At 35.4% G+C, this 2,224-nt stretch carries 4 protein-coding genes; 2 read left to right on the top strand and 2 right to left on the bottom strand.

Annotated elements, in window-relative coordinates:
• On the top strand, nt 1-254 hold a 254-nt coding region (locus tag Q0X72_RS13745), incomplete at its 5' end, for a PspC domain-containing protein (RefSeq protein ID WP_297766575.1).
• Nucleotides 255-345: 91 nt separating this feature from the next.
• Here Q0X72_RS13745 and Q0X72_RS13740 read toward each other — a convergent pair.
• Nucleotides 346-981 (bottom strand): DUF4159 domain-containing protein, encoded by a 636-nt coding sequence (locus Q0X72_RS13740; protein ID WP_297766577.1) that lies wholly within the window; start codon nt 979-981, stop codon nt 346-348.
• A gap of 95 nt (nt 982-1,076) precedes the next feature.
• The gene (locus tag Q0X72_RS13735; protein WP_297766573.1) at nt 1,077-1,808 is read right to left on the bottom strand and encodes a 16S rRNA (uracil(1498)-N(3))-methyltransferase; all 732 of its coding nucleotides are present in this window, start codon (nt 1,806-1,808) and stop codon (nt 1,077-1,079) included.
• Between the two features lie 145 nt (nt 1,809-1,953).
• Here Q0X72_RS13735 and Q0X72_RS13730 point away from each other — a divergent pair.
• Nucleotides 1,954-2,224 (top strand): site-2 protease family protein (locus tag Q0X72_RS13730; RefSeq protein WP_297766570.1); only part of this gene is annotated, 271 nt, incomplete at its 3' end.

Below are 2,224 nucleotides of genomic sequence, written 5' to 3'. Positions count from 1 at the left end.
ATTATTTATATATTTTAGCTAAGGTTATTGCTATTATGATGAATTATTTTAAAGATATCGTAGAAAAATCTGTCTTTGGTGTTTGCCAATTCCTTGGTGACAAAATTGGTATCAAGACTTCAAGGGTGAGATTATATTTCATATATCTAAGTTTTGTTACTATGGGCTCACCTGTCATTATTTACCTTTTCCTTGCTTTCTGGTTAAATCTGAAAAAGTATCTCCGCAAGAGTCTGAATCCCCTATTGGACTAGTAAAATTTTTGAATAAAAACCCTAAATCATTGAGCAAAGACAAATTACTTTTGAATTAAATACAGCACTTTGCAATTAGGTGATTAAAGTCCTAGCTTTGAGAAAAAACATACGATATTATATTGGCACCCATCCGTAAAGCTTTCAAACGGACTTCAGGTGGATCTTTATGAACTTCCTCGTCTTCCCAACCATCTCCCAAATCACATTCATAAGTATAAAAACACACGACTCTTCCTTCCCATAACAAACCAAATCCCTGTGGTAGTTTATCATCGTGCTTATGGATTTTTGGCAATCCATTCTTAAACTCATATTTGGAGTGATAGATCTCATGGTCAAATGGCAATTCCAGAAACTCTAATTCCGGGAATACTTTTTTCATGGCTAGTCTCACATAAGGGTCCATTCCATAATTATCATCAATATGAAGAAATCCTCCTGCTATGAGATAATTCCGCAAGTTTTCTGCTTCCAGATCAGAGAAAACTACATTACCGTGTCCTGTCATATGCACAAAGGGATAATTAAACAACTCAACACTCCCTACCTCAACAGTTCCATATTGGCTTGAAAAATTAGTACCGAGAGTTTGATTACAGAAAAGGGCCAGATTTTTCAAAGCAGTTGGATTGGCATACCAGTCTCCTCCCCCACTGTATTTTAATAATGCCATTTGTAATGAAGGCTCTTCCACATTTTCATCAAAAGACATAAGAGGGACCATCACCGATATAAACAGGAATACCGAGAATAATCTTATAGCCATTGTCCATTTCATTGTACGCAGATTTATATACAAATATGACAAATAAACACTTATTAAGTTGCATTCATTGTCTTAATACGGTTTAATTCATCCAATGTTTTCACAATTTGACAAGCAACAACACCAGCTGTCTCTGTGCGGAGTCTTGAATCACCTAAACTTACAGGTTTAAATTGTTGGCTAGCGGCCATTGATGCTTCCTCTTTCTCAAATCCACCCTCAGGACCAATCGCAATAAGGATGGAAGGGCCTAAATCGTTTTCACTGGAAAGATTGTTTATGATTTTATCACTGATATATGCAATGTATTTAGAATCAAAATCATCAAGCTGTAGCATTTCTGTAAATGATAAACTAGGAAGAAGGATCGGCTCCAGAACGTTTCCGGATTGTTTCATCGCGGAATGCATGATCTTAATCGCTCGTTCGTACTTTATCTTACTTTTCTCAGTTCTTTTACAGATGACGGGATAAATATCAGTAATTCCAATTTCTACTGCTTTTTCTACAAACCATTCAAATCTCGATGGATTCTTAACTGGAGATATCGCAATCGCAATTCTATAGGAAGGGATATTTCCGAGGTAGGAGTTTTTAATTGCTGCTATGATTTTTTCTTTGAAAACTTCAGCAATGACACAGTTATAAATGTATCCACTACCATCTATTATATCAACAGAATCTCCGATTTTTCGTCGCAGAACTTTCAGCAAATGACGATAATCTTCTCCTGTGATTTCAAAAGATGTATCGGATTTATGCGTTGAATAGAAGAGCCTCTTCATTAATTGGTATAGTATTATAGACGGAATAAAGATATAAATAGTAGTTTTGCGGCAATTGAGAAGAAACAATTTATTTCTTTTCAATGTTAAGACAATCCGATGGCGGGCTATAACCAATCATCAATTATTTAGAATACGAGACTGAATGGATACATTAATTATAGTTACTCAACTTATATTGAGTCTTTCAATACTTGTGACTCTTCACGAGTGTGGTCATTTCTTTCCGGCAAAGTGGTTTAAAACTAAAGTTGAAAAATTTTACCTCTTTTTCGATCCTTGGTTTTCTCTTTGGAAAACCAAAAAAGGAGAAAGAGCCTATCCCCCGCTGCTTTTGTTTAAATGCTTTCTGCTTCAAAAATGGTTTCAAATTAAATCCGATCCAGAGTTGGAAAGCCAGATCAACGATCGACTCT

The sequence above is a fragment of the uncultured Muriicola sp. genome (assembly GCF_947258935.1).
GTDB lineage: Bacteria > Bacteroidota > Bacteroidia > Flavobacteriales > Flavobacteriaceae > Muriicola.
This window is presented reverse-complemented; position numbering and strand designations above follow the sequence as displayed.